We start from the raw sequence: 15665 nt of genomic DNA on the forward strand, positions 1-15665 counted from the left end.
GTCCGTGCTGATGACGTGCCGACAGAATTCGCGCGCAATCCCTGCCGGCGGTCAGGTGTGGGACCTCACGGCGCGGTGGTGGATCGCCCCTTTTCGGCGTGCGGGCTCAGGGCGGCTCAGGCGAGGGTCGCGCGGATACACACCGTGATGTACGGCAGCGCCAGCCCTGAGCTGTTCGCCAGCGCCGGGTGGGTTGCCAGCAGCTCCCGCACCCGGTCCAGGGTCCGGGCTCGCACCTTCTCCGGCGAGGTGATGCAGTAACTGCGCGAGGCCACCAGGTCGACCAGGGCCTGCGGAGTCAGATAACTCGTCCACTCCACCTCGTGGCGTTCGACATCTCTGAAGGCGGCGGGAAGGTCGACCGTCTGAGTGAAGGGATCGACCTCGTGGCCGATGATGTCGCCGAGATCCTTGACCCAGCCCAACCGTTCGTCACGGTTGTTCCACACCAGTCCGAGGCGCCCGCCCGGCCGCAGTACCCGGGCCACTTCCTTGACGGCGCGTTCCGGGTCGAACCAGTGCCATGCCTGCGCGACGAGCACCGCGTCGACGCTGCCGTCGGGCAGGGGGATCTCCTCGGCGGTGCCGAGCAGTGCCGGGGTGTCGGGCAGCGACGTGCTCAGCAGCTCCAGCATCTCCGGGATGGGATCCACAGCCACGACGTCCAAGCCGCGCTCGACCAGTCGGGTGGTCAACTTGCCCGTGCCGGCGCCCAGATCCAGGACTTCCAGACGGTTTGAGCCGCCGTCGGGCAGCAACCAGTCGATGGCCTCCGGCGGGTACGACGGCCGCCCCCGTTCGTAGGCGGCCGCCTCCGCACCGAAGGACAGTGAGCGGCGGTCGGGGGAGCCGTTCACCGTGACGCCAGCTCCAGGGTGCGCCGGATCAGCTTGCCCACCGCGTCGGTCTCCACCAGGAAGCCGTCGTGGCCGAATTCGGAGTCCACGACGTCGAGTCCGTCGCAACCGGGAAGCAGCTCGGCCAGCTCGGTCTGCAGGCGCAGTGGGTAGAGCCTGTCGGTGGTGATCCCGCCCACCACCGCGGGCACCGGGCACCCTTGCAGTGCCGCGGCCACCCCGCCGCGGCCGCGCCCCACGTCATGGCTGGACAACGCGTCGGTCAGGGCGACATAGGTGCCGGCGTCGAAGCGGGCCAACAACTTTCGGCCCTGGTATTCCAGATAGCTCTGCACCGCGTACCGACCGCCGGTGGCGGGATCCTCACCGAGCTGTGGGTCGTTGCCGAACCGTTCGTCGAGCTCGGCCTCGCCGCGGTAGGTCAGGTGGGCGAAGCGCCGCGCGATCTCCAGCCCGGACCCGGGGAAGCGCCCCGTGCCGTGATAGTCGCCGCCGCACCAGTCCGGGTCGGCTTTGATCGCCGCCACCTGAGTGCTCTGCGTCCCGATCTGATCGGCGGTGGCGCGGGCGCCGACAGCCAGGATCAGTGCCGAACGCACGCTGTGCGGGTGGGCGATGATCCACTCCAAAGCCCTTGCCCCGCCCATGGATCCGCCGATGACCGCGGCGACATCGGTGATCCCGAGCCGTTCCAGGGCGGCCACGTCGGCAGCCACCTGGTCGCGCACCGAGATCGTCGGGAACCGGGATCCCCAGGGTTTGCCGTCCGGGGCGAGTGAGCTCGGGCCGGTCGAGCCGCGGCAGCCACCCAGCACATTGGTCGAGATCGCGCACCACCGGTCGGTGTCGATCGGGGCGCCCGGTCCTGCGACGCCGTCCCACCAGCCCGGGGTCGGGTGGTCGGGTCCGGCGGGGCCGGTGATGTGCGAATCACCGGTCAGTGCGTGCAGTACGACGACGACGTTGTCCCGATTTGGTGAGAGCTCACCCCACCGTTGCACCGCGATGGAGACGTCGTCGACGACCTCGCCGTTCTCCAGGGTCAGCGAACCGATGTCGACGACGCCGATCTCCCCTTCGGGCGGCAACGCCACACGATCGGTGAGGATGTCCACGATTGTCATCAGAACGACGCCACGGTCTTCGGATCGGCACCGGCTGCGCTGAACGGTTTGGCCGCGGCGAAGCCCTGCTCCAGGTCGGCCAGGATGTCGTCGATGCCCTCGATGCCCACCGCCAGCCGTACCAGACCTGCAGTGACGCCGCTGGCGAGCTGCTCCTCGGAGGACAGCTGCTGATGCGTGGTCGAAGCGGGATGGATCACCAGCGACCGCACGTCGCCGATGTTGGCGACATGGCTGTGCAGGGTGAGCGCGTTGACGAACGCCTTGCCGGCTTCGACGCCGCCGGCCAGTTCGAACGCGAGGACGGCGCCGGTTCCCTTGGGCGCCAGCTTCTTTCCGAGGTCATGCCACGGCGAGGACGGCAGGCCCGCGTAGTTGACCGAGACGACGTCGGGGTGCGCCTCGAGGAACTCGGCCACCCGTTGCGCGTTGGCCACATGACGTTCCATCCGCAGGCTGAGCGTCTCGAGGCCCTGCGCGATCAGGAACGCGTTGAAAGGTGCGGCGGCGCTTCCCAGATCGCGGAGCAACTGCACCCTCGCCTTGAGTGCGTAGGCCGGCGGGCCGAGTTCGGCGAAAACCACGCCGTGGTAGCTCGGGTCCGGTTCGGTGAAGCCGGGGAAGCGGCCGTTGGTCCAGTCGAAGGTGCCGCCGTCGACGATCACGCCCGCGATCGCCGTGCCGTGCCCGCCGAGGTACTTCGTCGCCGAATGCACGACGATGTCGGCGCCGTGGCTCAGCGGTTGGATCAGGTACGGGGTGGCGATGGTGTTGTCGACGATCAGCGGAACCCCGACCTCATGCGCGACACCGGCGACCCCGGGTATGTCGAGGATGTCGATCTGCGGGTTGGAGATCGTCTCGCCGAAGAACGCCTTGGTGTTCGGGCGCGCGGCGGCTCGCCACGAGTCGAGGTCGTCGGGGTTCTCGACGAACGTGACCTCGATGCCCAGCTTGGGCAGCGTGTAGTGGAACAGGTTGTAGGTGCCGCCGTAGAGACGCGGGCTGGAGACGATGTGGTCGCCGTGGTTGGCGATGTTGAGGATCGCAAAGGTCTCCGCGGCCTGCCCGGAGGCCAAAAACAGCGCCGCGACCCCACCCTCAAGCGCGGCGATGCGCTGCTCGACGACGTCCTGCGTCGGGTTCATGATGCGGGTATAGATGTTGCCGGGCTCGGCGAGGCCGAACAGCGCGGCGGCGTGGTCGGTGCTGTCGAAGGTGTAGCTGGTGGTCTGGTAGATCGGCAGCGCCCTGGCGTTGGTTGCGCTGTCGGGGCTCTGACCTGCGTGCACCTGTTTGGTCTCGAACGACCAATGTGCGGTGATGTCGGACAACGTGATGCTCCTCCACGAAACAGGGGGCCCGTTTCACGGCGGACCCGCGCTTGCCTTATAGCCGTGTGCGGCTACTCAACCTGGTCGTCTCCCGGGGCACCCCACCGCGGTTGGAGGGTTGCCGGCCAGCAAGCCGGGGCTTGACGCTGGCGCTCATGACCGTGTCAGAGAGTATCGCACCCGGCTGTGCGGGTGCCACCGCCCGTCGCGGAAGCCGGCGAATCAGCCTTCCCGTCGCGGAGCGGCGAATCAGCCTTCCCGTCGCGGAAGTGGCGAATCAGCCTGTCGTGCGCTCCGGGTCGATCTGCTCGTCGAGGAAGTCGCGGATCAGGTCGGTGATGCGTTCCGGCGCTTCGAACATCGGGATGTGGCCGACGCCGTCGAGTTCGGTGTAGCGGGTGCTCCTGGGCAGGTGTTTGCGGAAGTGGTTCACGAACCGCGGGTGCGGCAGCACGCGGTCCTTCTCGCAGATCACCATGTGCGTCGGGGTCTTGGTGTCGGCGAGCTCCATCAGCCCGGGCAGCAGCAGCGCCTTGACCAGCAGCTGGTAGTAGGCCGCGCAGTGGGTGACGTCATCGATGATGTCGAGGAGGTCGGCGTCGGTGATGCCGTCCGGGGTGGCGCTGACCGGCACGCTGGCCAGCGCGCGCGCACCGGGCAGCCGGGCCGCGCGCGCGCCGAACATCTTGGCGACGATCCACACCGGGGCGCCCATGAGGAACTTGAACACGATCTCGTATTTGGGCAGCGACCACCGGTGCCATCCGCCGGCGGGGGCGATCGCGGTGAGCGAGCGGGCTCGACCGCGGCGCTCGAGTTCGAAGGCCACCCAGCCGCCCAGCGAGTTGCCGACGATGTGTGCGGTCTCCCAGCCCAGTTCGTCCATCCGGCGTTCGACGTCGTCGGCGAGTTCGGCGGTGTCGAGGAAGAACCGCGCCTTCACCCCGCCGTTGTGCCCCGGCATGGTGGGCGCAAGCACCTCGTAGCGGCCGGTCGCCGGTGCCGCCGGGTTGGCCGGGTCGACCCCGGCCAGCTGGGCTGCGACGTTCTTCCACACGTTCTGCGACATCGTGAACGGGTGCAGTAGCAGGACAGGCTCCCCTGATCCGAGGTGGATCGGCGCGCGAAGGCTCATAGGGCCCGACGATAAAGGTGATACCGGCGGTACCGCAAGGACGCCGTCGGGACGCGCTCGGTTAAGGTCAGCGGCCGTGACGGGTCCCATCACGCTCAGCACCATCAACGTCAACGGCATCCGCGCCGCGGTCAAGCAGCGCTCCCCGGAGAACCTCGGGCTGCTCGCCTGGTTCCAGGAGACGGCGTCGAACGTGGTGTGTCTGCAGGAGACCCGCGCCGACGACGAGCAGCTGGCCGAGGCGCTGGCCCCCGTGCTGGCCGACGGCTGGCACCTGGCGTCGGCGGCGCCGCACGTGAAGGGCCGCAACGGGGTGGCGGTGCTGTCCCGCACACCCCACGGTGACGTTCGGATCGGCTGCGGGGCAGGGGAATTCGCTGCTCACGGCCGCTACATCGAGGTGGACACCGCCGGGGTGACGGTGGCCAGCGTGTACGTGCCGACCGGTGAGGCCGAAACGGACCGCCAGCTGGAGAAGGAACGGTTCATGGCCGCGGTGGCCGAGCGGATGTCGGTGCTGCTGGCGGAGTCGGCCCGCCCCGGTCGGCAGGCGGTGCTGTCGGGCGACTGGAACATCGCCCACACCGAGAACGACATCAAGAACTGGAAGGGCAACGTCAAGAAGGCGGGATTCCTGCCGCAGGAACGCCAGTGGCTCAGCGATCTGTTGTCAGCCGGCTGGGTGGACGTGGTGCGGCGGGCCCACCCCGATGTCGCGGGTCCCTATGCGTGGTGGTCGTGGCGCGGCAAGGCGTTCGATAACGACGCGGGGTGGCGTATCGACTACCAGCTGGCCAGCCCGGGCCTGGCCGAGCGCGTCACGTCCGTCGTCACTGAACGCCCCGCCGCGTACGCGCTGCGATGGTCCGACCACTGCCCGGTGACGGTCCGCTACGAGTGATTCCGCTCAGCATCTGGTCCGATTTGGCTCGGGGAGGGCGCCCTCGAGCGCGGTGCGGACCACGTCGTGGACCCGCGGATCCCACGTCAGCCCCGTCTCCCACGGCAGGCCGGCCTCGTTCGAGACGTAGATGCTGTGGGTGTCGTCGAACGTGAAGCAGCGCCGCTGGGTAAGCACGCGGTCGCTGACGTCGACGGCCAGCGCGCTGGATGCCGCCACGATGCCGTCGTTCGGCCAGACCCTGGGGTTGACCGGCCCGGGCCGGGTGAACCGGTCACCGGCGATCAGCGTCACCGGGATGTCGTCGAGCACGCCGGCCTGGAACTCGTTCCAGCCGTTGGGTCCCATCAGATAGCGCTGGTTGACTTCGCGGCCGGAGCCGGTCATGAGCCCATCCACCTCGGCCTTCATACCGTCCATGGCGGATTCGCAGAACGCGTCGCCGAGGCAGTCCGACCTGGGTGTGATGCCGTTGGCGTAATCGGACAGGTAGGACCCCTGCCACGGGGTGCCGATGGTGGTCAGCGACCTGATGCGCAGCGCAGACCCGGTGTGCTGCAGCACCCGGAAGGCTGCCCGCGAATACAGCCCGCCCATGGAATGACCGACCATGTCCAGTTCCCGGACGCTGTACTCGTCGTGCAGATGGGTCAGAAACCGCGCCAGATGCTCACCGGCGAGGTCGATGCTGCCGGTCGAGTCGACGGTCATCACGTCGGACAGGGTGACGGCGCAGTCGCCGAATGCCCCGAACCCGGCCTGATCGACTACCGGCCCGCGGCCGGCCATCGCCGGGGACGTGAAGACCCGGTAGCCGTGGCCCAGCAGGTACTCACGCAGTGCGGTGTCGGTGTTACCGGCTGCCAGCCCGGATGTGCAGGCCCGTTCCGGGGTGGTGAACGGGCTCACCGCGGCGCCGCCGGACACGATCACCACCGCACGTCCGTCGGGGTGCGGTGCGCTGTGGGCGCTGCCGGCGCCCAGCAGCGCCGCGATCAGCAAGACCGCGACGGTGACTGCCAACGTGCGCACTGACTCTCCTGACGACGGCGTGAATGTGTGCCGGATGGTAGCGGGGCGGCACGGGTAAACCCGGGCGGCCGGTTCTGAGAAGATGGGTGTCACCATGAGCAACACAGCCAGGCCCGTCGTTTTCTCGGGCGCGCAACCCACGTCTGACTCCCTGCATCTGGGCAACGCGCTGGGCGCGGTCAGCCAGTGGGTGAGCCTGCAGGACGGCAACGACGCGTACTTCTGCGTCGTCGACCTGCATGCGATCACCGTCGCGCAGGACCCGCAGACGTTGCGGCGCCGCACGCTGGCCACCGCGGCCCAGTACCTCGCGCTCGGCGTGGACCCGCAGCGGGCGACCGTGTTCGTGCAGAGCCATGTCCCCACGCACTCCGAATTGGCTTGGGTGCTGGGCTGTTTCACCGGTTTCGGGCAGGCGGCGCGGATGACTCAGTTCAAGGACAAATCGCAGAAGCAGGGCGCCGACTCGACCACTGTCGGACTCTTCACCTATCCGGTGCTGATGGCCGCCGACGTGCTGCTCTACGACACCCAGCTGGTGCCGGTCGGCGAGGATCAGCGTCAGCACCTCGAGCTCGCCCGCGACCTCGCGCAGCGGATCAACGCCCGGTTCCCGGACACGTTCGTCGTACCCGAGGCGATGATCCCGAAGGCCACCGCCAAGATCTACGACCTGCAGGATCCGACGGCCAAGATGAGCAAGTCGGCCGACAGCGACGCCGGGCTGATCAGCCTGCTCGACGATCCGGCCAAGACCGCCAAGAAGATTCGGTCGGCCGTCACCGACAGCGAGCGCGAGATCCGGTTCGACCGCGAAGCCAAACCGGGGGTGTCCAACCTGCTGACCATCCAGTCCGCGGTGACGGGCGCGGACATCGACAAGCTCGTCGACGGGTACGCCGGCCGCGGGTACGGCGACCTGAAGAAGGAGACCGCCGAGGCGGTCGTCGAGTTCGTCACGCCGATCAAGAACCGGGTGGACGAGTTGCTCACCGATCCCGCGGAGCTGGAGAGCGTGCTGGCCAAGGGTGCCGAGCGGGCCCGTGAGGTGTCTGGACAGACGCTGCGCCGGGTATACGACCGGCTAGGGTTCCTGGCAGCTCGCTAATCGACGAGGGGGTCGGATGACAGTGCAGCCCGTGCCGGCCGAGTCCGAGGAGAAGAAGCCCGGGCTCCTGGACCGGTGGCGTGCGCGGATGCCCTGGTTCGACCATGTGATGCGCGCCCAGCAGCGCTACAACGACTCCAATGGTGACTTCTACGCGGCGGGCATCACCTATTTCACGATCTTCGCGCTGTTCCCGCTGCTGATGCTCGGTTTCTCGATCGGCGGGTTCGTGCTGGCCAACCAACCCGAGTTGCTCGCGGTGGTGGAGGATCGCATCCGCTCGTCTGTCAGCGGGAACCTCGGTCAGCAGCTCATCGAGCTGATGGACTCGGCGATCGAGTCGCGCGGCACCGTCGGAGTCATCGGTCTGGCGACGGCGGCATGGGCCGGGCTGGGATGGATGGCCAACCTGCGGGAGGCGCTCAGCCAGATGTGGGGGCTGTACCGCGACGAGCGGCCCGGCTTCCTCAAGACCAAGCTGTCGGATCTGGTGGCATTGCTGACCACGTTCGCCGCGATCATCGTCACGCTCGCGCTGACCGCACTGGGCAACACCTCGGTGATGGCCGACGTGCTGGACCGGCTCGGAATCGAGGACGCCCCGGGCCTGAACCTGATGCTGCGCATCGCCTCCATCGTCGTGGCGGTGCTGGTCTCGTGGATGTTGTTCACCTACATGATCTTCCGGTTGCCGCGCGAGTCGGTGAGCTTCCGCAGCAGCGTGCGGGCCGGGCTGATCGCGGCGGTGGCCTTCGAGATCTTCAAGTTCTTCGCGACGGTGTATCTGCAGCGGGTGCTCACCGGCCCCGCCGGTGCGACGTTCGGCCCGGTGCTGGGCCTGATGGTGTTCGCCTACATCGTGTCCCGGCTCATCCTGTTCGCCACCGCGTGGGCGGCGACGATGCCCGAGAACATGACCGAGGAACCGGTGCCCGCCCCGGGGCCCGCGGTCATCAACAACCGGATCCTCGAGCGCCCGAATCTGCCGGTGTGGCAGGCAGCGGCCGCGGCTGCCATGGGAGCCCTTGGCGCGCTGGTTCTTTCGCGCCGGCTTAAGCCTTAACGGGCGGGCCGGCGGTTCACCGCGCGTGCGGCCATGATCAAGCTGAGCACGATGACCGCGCCGATCACCCCGACGCCGACCCGCACGGGCATCGCGTCGACGTCGGGCAGCACCGCGTTGGCGTTGGCGGTCGCGGCGGTGGCGGGATCGGGCCGGATCACGCCGAGCGACGGGTCCGGTTCGATGAGCGTGCCGACCTTGGTGCCTGCAGCGACGGCGAAGCCGTAGTCGAGCAACCGGGCCGCCTGCTCCCACGGCGCAATCGGCTGCCGGGTGCCGCGCAACAGCACCGCCATCAGCCGACGGCCGTCGCGGGTGGCGGCGCCGACGAATGTCTGGCCGGCGTCATCGGTGTAACCGGTCTTGCCGCCGAGGGCGCCCGGGTAGTTCGCCAGCAGCTTGTTGTCGTTTTCGATGGGGTAGCCGGCGCCGTCGCGGCCGGGGAAGGTCGATGAGCGGGTGGCCACGATGTCGCTGAACACCGGGTTGCTCCAGGCGTACCGGTAGAACAGCCCCATGTCGTAGGCGGAGGTGCTCATGCCGGGGCCGTCCAGCCCGGACGGGGTGGCCACCCGGGTGTCGCGCGCGCCGAGCTTGTTCGCCAGCGCGTTGAGCTTGGTCAGGGTGGTCTCCATGCCGCCCATCTGCATGGCCAGCGCGTGCGCGGCGTCGTTGCCCGAGTACATCAGCAGTCCGTGCAGCAGGTCGTTGATCGAGTAGAACCCGCCCGGACCGACGCCCACCTTGGTGCCTTCCTGGGCCGCGTCCTCTTCGGTGCCCGGGACGACCTTGTGCAGCGGCAGGTCGTTGATGGCCTGCATCGCGGTCAGCACCTTGATGACGCTGGCGGGCCGGTGCCGGCCGTGCGGGTCGCGGGCGGCGATGACGTCACCGGTGTCGAGATCGGCGACCAGCCACGCCTCGGCGGAGACGTCGCCGGGCACCGGCGGAGATCCGGGGGCGGTGATCACACCGCACCCGGACAGCGCGTCGCCGCCCATGGGTTTGGCCGGCACCGGCAGCGGGCCGGGCGTCGGGTCGCCGGGTTTGGGAACCTCGGACGCATCCACCGCCGGTGGCGTCGTCTCCCGGTACGGACAGACGTTCACCTCAGGTGCCGGCTGCGCGGCCGCGACGGGCGCCAGCGTCAGCATCGCAACGCTGACCAGCGCAGATGCCCGCGTCAGGACTGTCCGTAGAGTCGCCATCGTCTGGGCAGATTAGGCGATCGGGCAGGTCGTAGCCGGGAGCCACGCGGTGACGGATGTGGTTGGAGTTTCAGATGTGACTCGCCGGGGTAGGGGTCGTCGGCCGCGGAACTAGGCTGGGTGCCACCTCGGAAACCGCGCGAAGGGCGGGCATGTTCGTTCTTGTTCTCGGCTCGATCCTGGCGTTGATGCACCTCTACGTGTGGAAGCGGATGGTCAAGGACACCACCGCCCGCGGTCCCGCCCGGTGGCTGTTGTCCGGCCTGGTCGCGACGCTGTTGCTGCTCGTGCTGGCGGCGTTGCTCGTGCCCCGGGTGTTCGGTGTCGCGGAGTCCGGCTGGCTGGCCTGGCCGGGCTACCTGTGGTTCGGCCTGGTCGTCTACCTCTTCCTGACCCTGCTGGTGCTCGAGCCGGTGCGGCTGGTCCTGCGCCGGTGGGCGCGGCCCGCACCGGCAGCCGACGAGGCTCCGGCGGTCGATCGCAGGATGTTCCTGGCCCGTGCGTCGGCGGTGGCCGCCGGCGCCGCGGCCGTCGGGTTGGTCGGCACCGGTGTGGCCACCGCGGTGAAGCCGCCGCAACTGCTGCGGGTCCCGGTCCGGTTACCGAGGCTGGACCGGGCGTTCGACGGCTACCGCATCGCGGTGGTCTCGGACATCCACCTCGGCCCGCTGCTGGGCCGGGCGCACACCGAGCGCATCGTGCGGATCATCAACGAGACCGAGCCCGACCTGATCGCCGTGGTCGGCGACGTGGTGGACGGCACCGTCGCCGAGCTGGGAGCGGCCGCGGCACCGCTGCAGGACCTGCAGTCCCGCGACGGCGCGTTCTTCGTCACCGGCAACCATGAGTACTTCGTCGAGGACACCGCGGAGTGGATCCGCGAACTGGAACGGCTCGGGCTGCAGCCGCTGCGCAACGAGAACACCCGTATCCGCCGCGGCACAGCCGCGTTCGACCTGGCCGGGATCAACGACATCGCCGGCGAGCAGCGGTCCGATCCGCCCGATCTCGACCTCGCGCTGGACGGCGTGAACCCCGGCGACCCGACCGTCCTTCTGGCCCACCAGCCGGTCGCGGTCGCCGGCGCCGCGGAGCGCGGGGTCGATCTGCAGCTCTCCGGGCACACCCACGGCGGCCAGATGTGGCCGTTCCACTACGCCGTCGCACTGGCCCAGCCCGCGCTGGCCGGGCTGTCCCGGGTGGGGGACACGCAGCTCTACGTCACCCGTGGGGCCGGCTTCTGGGGGCCGCCGGTGCGGGTGGGCGCCCCGCCGGACATCAGCCTGCTGGATCTGCGCGCCGACGGGGTTTGACGGCCGAAGTCTCGGGTACATCTCAGCCAACTCCGACGGTAACGCTCAGGTGCGATCAGCAACCTGGAGTGACCAGGACTTCCGCGGGAGGAGCGACGATGGCCCCGAATACGGCGACCAAGAGCGCGTCCGTGGTGCGGCTCGACACCCACCCGGCGTTCTGCGCGGCCGAGCGCCGCTCCCGCGAGTTCGAGGAAGCGATGCGCAGGCATCCGGCGTCCCAGTCCCGGCTGCCGGTCCGAATGCCACCGTCTGCCCCGCCCCTGCGGCGGGTGTAGACGCGCGGAAGGGGCGCCTCTGGTGGTGGGGGCGCCCCTTTTTCGCGCCCGGGCCGGCTACGAGGTGAACAGGCGGGCACTGACCTCGCGCATCTCGACCTTGCGGATCTTGCCCGTCACCGTCATCGGAAACTCGTCGACGACGTGCACGTAGCGCGGGATCTTGTAGTGGGCGAGCTTGCCGGAGGCGAAGTCTCGCAGCGCGGCGGCGTCGAGGGCGGGGCGACCCGGCCGCATCCGGATCCACGCGCACACCTCTTCGCCGTACCGGTCGTCGGGCACCCCGACCACCTGGGCGTCCTCGATGTCGGGGTGGGTGTACAGGAACTCCTCGATCTCGCGCGGGTAGATGTTCTCCCCGCCGCGGATCACGACGTCCTTGATGCGCCCGACGATGTTGCAGTACCCGTCCGGCCGCATCACGGCCAGGTCGCCGGTGTGCATCCAGCCGTCGGCGTCGACCGCCTGGCGGGTCTTCTCCTCGTCGCGCCAGTAGCCGAGCATCACCGAATACCCACGCGTGCAGAACTCGCCGGGGCTGCCGCGCTCGACGACCTCGCGGGTCTGCGGGTCGACGATCTTGATCTCGACGTGCGGGTGCACCCGCCCGATCGAGGCCGTCCGCCGCTCCAGGTCGTCATCGATGAGGGTCTGGCACGACACCGGGGACGTCTCGGTCATGCCGTAGGCGATCGAGACCTCGGACATGTGCATGTCTTCGACGCAGCGCTTCATCACCTCGACCGGGCACACGGCGCCGGCCATGATGCCGGTCCGCAGCGACGACAGGTCCCGCTCGGCGAAGTCCGCGCGGTTCTGCATCGCGATGAACATCGTGGGCACGCCGTAAACCGCGGTGCACCTTTCGGTTTCGATCGCACGGAGGGTCTGGTCCGGATCGAACGCCGGCCCGGGGATCACCATCGTCGCGCCGTGCGTGGTGCAGCCGAGGTTGCCCATCACCATTCCGAAGCAGTGGTAGAACGGCACCGGGATGCACAGCCGGTCGCCGGGTTGCAGCCGGATCTGCTCGGTGACGAAGTAGCCGTTGTTGAGGATGTTGCGGTGCGACAGCGTCGCACCCTTCGGGAACCCGGTGGTTCCGGAGGTGTACTGGATGTTGATCGGGTCCCGGTTGGACAGCGCGGCGCCACGGTCCCGCAACTGCGCGTCGTCGATCCGGTCGCCGCCGGCGCGCAGACGGTCCCAGTCATCGGTGCCGATGAACAGAACCCGTTGGAGTGCAGGGACTTCCGGACGTACTTCATCGACCATCGCGACGTAGTCCGAGGTCTTGAACGCGGTGGCCGAGATCAACGTGGCCACGCCGGACTGCTCGAGCACATAGCGCAGTTCGTGCGTGCGGTAGGCGGGGTTGATGTTGACCAAAATCGCGCCGATCTTCGCCGTCGCGTACTGCACGATCGTCCATTCCGGACAGTTCGGTGCCCAGATGCCGACCCGGTCCCCGACGTCGACACCGAGAGACATCAAACCCTTTGCCACCGTGTCGATCTCGCGGTCCAGCTCGGCGTAGGTCCAGCGTCGGCCGCCGGCGACGTCGACCAGCGCCTCGAGGTCGGGATACGCCGCGGCGATCCGCTCGAAGTTCGCGCCGATCGTCTCCTCCAGGATCGGGGTGTCGGTCGGGCCGGCGTCGTAGGCCACACTCATCACTGCACCAGATCCTCGTAGCGGTATTCGGTGGCGATCGGCCGGCCTGCGCCGTGCGCGTCCTCCTCGCGGCGACGCAGCTCGACGCGGCGGATCTTGCCGGAGATCGTCTTGGGCAGCTCGAAGAACTCGACCCGGCGCACCTTCAGGTACGGGGCGAGGTGATCGCGGGAGTACTCCAGGATCGACCTGGCCGTGTCGGCGTCGGCGGTCCAGCCCTCGGCCAGGCTGACGTAGGCCTTGGGCACGGCCAGCCGGGTGTCGTCGGGCTGCGGGACCACGGCGGCTTCGACGACCGCCGGGTGCTCGATGAGCACGCTCTCCAACTCGAATGGCGACACCTTGTAGTCCGACGACTTGAACACGTCGTCGGTGCGGCCGATGTAGGTGATGTAGCCGTCGGCGTCGCGGCAGGCGACGTCGCCGGTGTGGTAGTAGCCGTCCCGCATCACCAGCGCGTTGCGGTCGTCGTCGCCGAGATATCCGGTCATCAGGTTCAGTGGGGTCTGGCCGAGGTCCAGGCAGATCTCGCCTTCCTCGGCGAGCTCACCGGTCAGCGGGTCCACCAGCACGACCGGCACACCGGGCATCGGGCGGCCCATGGACCCGGCCTTGACCGGCTGGCCCGGGGTGTTGCCGATCTGCAGCGTGGTCTCGGTCTGGCCGAACCCGTCGCGGATGGTCAGGCCCCAGGCCCGCTCCACGGCGCTGATCACCTCGGGATTCAGTGGTTCCCCGGCGCCGAGCACCTCGCGCAGCCCGGGCGGGCACTCACCCAGGTCGGCCTGGATCAGCATCCGCCACACCGTCGGCGGCGCGCAGAACGTGTTGACGCCGGCCCGGCGCATCTGGTGCAGCAGCGCCGAGGCGTCGAAGCGGCGGTAGTTGTAGACGAAGATCGTGGCCTCGGCGATCCATGGCGCGAAGAAGCAACTCCACGCGTGTTTGGCCCAGCCCGGCGAGCTGATCGCCAGGTGGACGTCGCCGGGGCGCACGCCGATCCAGGCCATCGTGGTCAGGTGCCCGACGGGATAGCTGATCTGGGAGTGCTCGACGAGTTTGGGCCTGCTGGTGGTGCCGGAGGTGAAATACACCAGCAGCGGGTCTTCGGCGGCGGTCTGCGGGTCGTGCGGCCCGGCAGGCTCGACGGCGGCGGCGTCGGCATAGGACTGCCAGCCCGGCACCGCGTCGCCGACGACGATCCTCACGTAATCGCCCGGCACGTCGGCGAACTTGCCCGAGTCGGCGGCATTGGCGATCACGAAGCCGGCCCCGCCGCGGGTGATGCGGTCGGCGAGGTCCGCTGGTCCCAGCGCGCCCGTGGTGGGCATGATGACCGCGCCCAGCTTGGCCACCGCCAGCATCGATTCCCACAGTTCGACCTGGTTGCCCAGCATCAGGATGACGCGGTCGCCCCTGCTCACGCCGAGCTTGCGCAGCCACGACGCCACCTGGTCGGACCGGCGCGCCATCGTGTCGAACGTGACCTGGCGCTCGGCGCCGTCCTCGTCGACGATCCACAGGGCGACGCGGTCGTTACCGCGCGCGATCTCGTCGAACCAGTCGGTGGCCCAGTTGAACGTACCGGTGATCCGCGGCCACTCGAAGGTCTCCACGGCCTTGTCGTAATCGGCCATGACGTCGACGAGGCGGTCGCGTGCGCTACGGAAGAGATCGGTGTTGCTCGCCATGCCTAATAGGATCTAGGTCACAGTCGTCCGTCCACCACCCCCGAAAGAGGGTAGAGCCCAGTGCCCGTCCCGTCGTCATTGCTGCGACCCCGTGACGCCGACGCGGTGCGCGCGGAGTTGCGCCGTATCGCGGTGCTCGGTGACGTCCCGGTGCTGTTCGGCGGCGAGGTGCACGGCGACACCCTGCTGATCACCGAGTACCACGGAGTGCGCACCGGCGGGCTGCGCGGACTGGCGGTGCGGTCGAACTCGGGGCTGGGCGGGGCCAGCATGGTTGCCGGCCGTCCGCTGGCGGTGGCCGACTACCGCAACGCGTCCAGCATCACCCACGACTACGACGGACCGGTGCTGACGGAGGGCATCCAGTCGGTGCTGGCCGTACCGGTGCTGGTCGACGGGCGGACCCGGGCGATGCTGTACGGCGCGTACCGCACCGGCGCGCCGGTCGGCGGCAGGGTGGCCGACATGGTGGTGGACGCCGCGCGGCGGCTGAGCGAGGAGTTCCGGATCCGCGACGAGGTGGACCGCAGGCTGCGGTTGCGTGACGCGCACGCGGCCAACCTCGGTGACGGTCTGGTCGGAGCCGAGCGGATCCGCGAGGTACACGCCGAGCTGCGGCGGCTGGCCGTCGACGCGCCCGCAGAGCTGCAGGACAGGCTGCGCGAGCTGGCCGAGAAGCTGTCCGGCGAGGCTGACGAGACCGGCGCCGCACCGCTCACCCCGCGCGAGCTCGACGTGCTGGCACAGGTCGCCCTCGGGTGTACCAACGCCGAGGCAGCGCAGCGTCTTTCGCTCAAACCCGAGACTGTGAAGAGCTATTTGCGCAGTGCGGCCACCAAACTGGGCACCCGCACCCGCTACGAAGCGGTGTCGAAGGCACGGCGGCTACGCCTGATCCCCTGACCCCCCGCCGAAATCGCATTCCACGCGCGTCAAGTCGCGATTCA

Annotated in this window: 14 protein-coding genes and 1 riboswitch; of the genes, 6 read left to right on the forward strand and 8 right to left on the reverse strand. The window is 69.1% G+C overall.

What is annotated here, in order from left to right:
- Positions 1–116: 116 nt before the first annotated feature.
- The 4 genes from KXD97_RS14460 to KXD97_RS14475 form a co-directional block, all read right to left on the reverse strand.
- The gene (locus KXD97_RS14460; protein WP_260757533.1) at positions 117–857 is read right to left on the reverse strand and encodes a class I SAM-dependent methyltransferase; all 741 of its coding nucleotides are present in this window, start codon (positions 855–857) and stop codon (positions 117–119) included.
- Complete coding sequence (locus KXD97_RS14465; protein ID WP_260757534.1) at positions 854–1981, reverse strand: homoserine O-acetyltransferase; 1128 nt, start codon at positions 1979–1981, stop codon at positions 854–856. The genes KXD97_RS14460 and KXD97_RS14465 overlap by 4 nt, the downstream gene beginning before the upstream one ends.
- On the reverse strand, positions 1981–3321 hold the full coding sequence (locus KXD97_RS14470; RefSeq protein WP_260757972.1) for a bifunctional o-acetylhomoserine/o-acetylserine sulfhydrylase: 1341 nt from the start codon (positions 3319–3321) through the stop codon (positions 1981–1983). Before KXD97_RS14470 ends, KXD97_RS14465 begins: the two co-directional genes overlap by 1 nt.
- Before the next feature lie 35 nt (positions 3322–3356).
- Positions 3357–3476, reverse strand: a riboswitch (SAM riboswitch).
- A 116-nt stretch (positions 3477–3592) separates the two neighbouring features.
- A complete protein-coding gene (locus tag KXD97_RS14475) occupies positions 3593–4450 on the reverse strand; it encodes an alpha/beta fold hydrolase (protein ID WP_260757535.1) in 858 nt (285 codons plus the stop codon).
- An 88-nt stretch (positions 4451–4538) separates the two neighbouring features.
- Here KXD97_RS14475 and KXD97_RS14480 point away from each other — a divergent pair, with 88 nt between their 5' ends.
- A complete protein-coding gene (locus KXD97_RS14480; protein ID WP_260757973.1) occupies positions 4539–5351 on the forward strand; it encodes an exodeoxyribonuclease III in 813 nt (270 codons plus the stop codon).
- 6 nt (positions 5352–5357) lie between these two features.
- Here KXD97_RS14480 and KXD97_RS14485 read toward each other — a convergent pair whose 3' ends face one another.
- Positions 5358–6383 (reverse strand): alpha/beta hydrolase, encoded by a 1026-nt coding sequence (locus tag KXD97_RS14485; RefSeq protein ID WP_260757536.1) that lies wholly within the window; start codon positions 6381–6383, stop codon positions 5358–5360.
- A gap of 94 nt (positions 6384–6477) precedes the next feature.
- Here KXD97_RS14485 and trpS point away from each other — a divergent pair, with 94 nt between their 5' ends.
- Positions 6478–7491, forward strand: coding sequence for a tryptophan--tRNA ligase (trpS, locus tag KXD97_RS14490; protein WP_260757537.1), 1014 nt, complete (start codon positions 6478–6480; stop codon positions 7489–7491).
- Positions 7492–7507: 16 nt separating this feature from the next.
- On the forward strand, positions 7508–8554 hold the full coding sequence (gene yhjD, locus KXD97_RS14495; protein WP_260757538.1) for an inner membrane protein YhjD: 1047 nt from the start codon (positions 7508–7510) through the stop codon (positions 8552–8554).
- Here yhjD and KXD97_RS14500 read toward each other — a convergent pair.
- The gene (locus tag KXD97_RS14500) at positions 8551–9708 is read right to left on the reverse strand and encodes a D-alanyl-D-alanine carboxypeptidase family protein (protein ID WP_396885408.1); all 1158 of its coding nucleotides are present in this window, start codon (positions 9706–9708) and stop codon (positions 8551–8553) included. The genes yhjD and KXD97_RS14500 overlap by 4 nt on opposite strands.
- Positions 9709–9914: 206 nt before the next feature.
- Between KXD97_RS14500 and KXD97_RS14505 the strand changes: the two genes are divergently transcribed.
- Together KXD97_RS14505 and KXD97_RS14510 are read left to right on the forward strand one after the other, a co-directional pair.
- Positions 9915–11075 (forward strand): metallophosphoesterase, encoded by a 1161-nt coding sequence (locus KXD97_RS14505; RefSeq protein WP_260757541.1) that lies wholly within the window; start codon positions 9915–9917, stop codon positions 11073–11075.
- A gap of 98 nt (positions 11076–11173) precedes the next feature.
- Positions 11174–11353 carry a hypothetical protein gene (locus KXD97_RS14510; RefSeq protein ID WP_260757542.1) on the forward strand — a complete coding sequence of 60 codons (180 nt, stop codon included), beginning with the start codon at positions 11174–11176 and terminating at the stop codon, positions 11351–11353.
- Between the two features lie 57 nt (positions 11354–11410).
- On the opposite strand, the gene KXD97_RS14515 is transcribed toward KXD97_RS14510, so the two are convergent.
- Together KXD97_RS14515 and KXD97_RS14520 are read right to left on the reverse strand one after the other, a co-directional pair.
- Positions 11411–13027 carry an AMP-binding protein gene (locus tag KXD97_RS14515; RefSeq protein ID WP_260757543.1) on the reverse strand — a complete coding sequence of 539 codons (1617 nt, stop codon included), beginning with the start codon at positions 13025–13027 and terminating at the stop codon, positions 11411–11413.
- Complete coding sequence (locus KXD97_RS14520) at positions 13027–14718, reverse strand: AMP-binding protein (protein ID WP_260757544.1); 1692 nt, start codon at positions 14716–14718, stop codon at positions 13027–13029. Before KXD97_RS14520 ends, KXD97_RS14515 begins: the two co-directional genes overlap by 1 nt.
- Before the next feature lie 60 nt (positions 14719–14778).
- Between KXD97_RS14520 and KXD97_RS14525 the strand changes: the two genes are divergently transcribed.
- Positions 14779–15621 carry a LuxR C-terminal-related transcriptional regulator gene (locus tag KXD97_RS14525; protein ID WP_260757546.1) on the forward strand — a complete coding sequence of 281 codons (843 nt, stop codon included), beginning with the start codon at positions 14779–14781 and terminating at the stop codon, positions 15619–15621.
- The last annotated feature ends 44 nt before the right edge of the window (positions 15622–15665 follow it).

This window comes from Mycobacterium sp. SMC-8 (assembly GCF_025263565.1).
Taxonomy (GTDB): Bacteria; Actinomycetota; Actinomycetes; order Mycobacteriales; family Mycobacteriaceae; genus Mycobacterium.